Annotated in this window: 1 protein-coding gene; it reads right to left on the bottom strand. The window is 34.5% G+C overall.

Going from position 1 to position 1067, the window contains the following annotated elements:
- Window positions 1–1067 (bottom strand): putative LPS assembly protein LptD (locus tag FUA24_RS23575; protein ID WP_262713614.1); only part of this gene is annotated, 1067 nt, incomplete at both ends.

Here is a 1067-nt window from a genome sequence, read left to right as displayed (position 1 = left end):
TTAGCTAAAGAAATACCCATTGAGCTTGAAAAGTTTTTATTTGGCGCTCCAAAAATAGCATCTTCAAACCTTGAAAATTCAACATCTCTGGTGGTTAAACCATCGGCAGTAATAACTTCTTCTTCGTATGTGTTGTAATATTTATCAAAAGCCGGATTAATGTTATAACTAATTGATGGACGCATAACATGCCTTATGGCTTTAAGTTTAGTGTCTTTACCTTCTTTTTCAAAATTAAACATACCGTAAACAGTAGTACCAATACTGGTGCTAAAATTGTATGTTCTGTAAGCATCAAACCCATTTATGGTTTCAACTTCTTCTTCACCTAAAACAGTGTTAAAACGTTTATCAATGGTTTTAAACGTCCAAACCTCATTATAATTTGCACCTGCACTTACACTAAAATGTTTAAATACTTTAAAGTTTGTACTAATAGGAATGGTATGCTGAAAACCAGCACGTGCATCATCAAACATTTCTTTTTTAAAGAAAAGCGAATCTACAGTAGCTATTCTGTTTTCACCTCGCACGTTGTACTGAAGGTTTATATTTTGAATGATACCTTTTTTAGAGCCAGATTTTGAAGCAAACGGATACATTCTACCAACGCTACCTTGAAATGTTGGCAGTGTCATGTTTATAGTTTGTGTGTTGGTATTTTGGCTGTGTGTAGCTGTTAAACTATAATTAACTTGTGGTTCGCCTTCAAATGTTTTAGAATATGAAACCGAAGATGATAATGTGTTTGTTAAATAGTTACTACCAGCATTTATTTGGTTTATAGAGTTTCTGTAATACGTGCTACTACCTAAATTTACCGATGCAGAAAAGCGTGAACTTGGGTTGGCTTTAGAGTCTTGACTATGAGACCAACGTAGGTTGTATATGGTGTTACGGGCATAGTCTGGAAAACCACGCTCACTGGTAATTAGGTTTTCATACCTAAAGGCTAAATTACCTCTAAACCTGTAACGTTTGGCATAGGTGTTTTCTAAACGTAAACCAAAACTTCCGTTGGTATAATAATCGCCTAAAACAGCTAAATCCATATAATCACTTATAGC

The sequence above is a fragment of the Seonamhaeicola marinus genome (assembly GCF_008085455.1).
This window is presented reverse-complemented; position numbering and strand designations above follow the sequence as displayed.